This window comes from Oleiphilus sp. HI0066 (genome assembly GCF_001635725.1).
The window spans coordinates 1-534 of the sequence record NZ_LWFH01001512.1 but is presented as its reverse complement, the minus strand read 5'-3'; the positions used below and the strand labels follow the sequence as shown (position 1 = coordinate 534).

1 protein-coding gene is annotated in these 534 nt (G+C 44.8%); it reads right to left on the bottom strand.

Going from position 1 to position 534, the window contains the following annotated elements; translation table 11 throughout:
- A partial coding sequence (locus A3738_RS23580) for a TolC family protein (protein WP_197473987.1) occupies nucleotides 1-534 on the bottom strand: 534 nt, incomplete at both ends.

Here is a 534-nt window from a genome sequence, read left to right as displayed (position 1 = left end):
TTAGCTTCATTTACATCGCGCGTCCCGTTGAATAAATTCCAATTCAACTCGACAACGGCACTCGCATCCTCTTCTTCGCCATTAAACCCAGACACATTCTTTTTCTGTCCACCATCGATGACCAAATCGACTTGCGGGTAATAACCCGACTTGCGCGATTTGTACTGCGCTTGAGCTGCTTTCACATCGAAGGTTGATAACAAAATGGTCGGATTATTTGCCAATGCCACGCTCTGCGCTTGTGAGCGTGAGTCAGGAATATAAGACTTGTCAGCTTGAGGCTTGTTCATAGAGATGGACAAGCTCCCGACCAAAGAAATATATCGGCTGCGGGTGTCCATCAATTCATTTCGGGCATTGTTTAAGTTCGCTTCCGCACGACTAATACGCCCATTAATTTGTGCAATATCTGCTTTGTCACCGACACCTTGTTCGTGCCTGTCATCGACCTTTTGTTTGATGTTGTAATGCATATCGAGATTTTCCTGTGCGAGTAATACCAGCTCTTTGGCTTTAAGCACATTCAAATAGTTT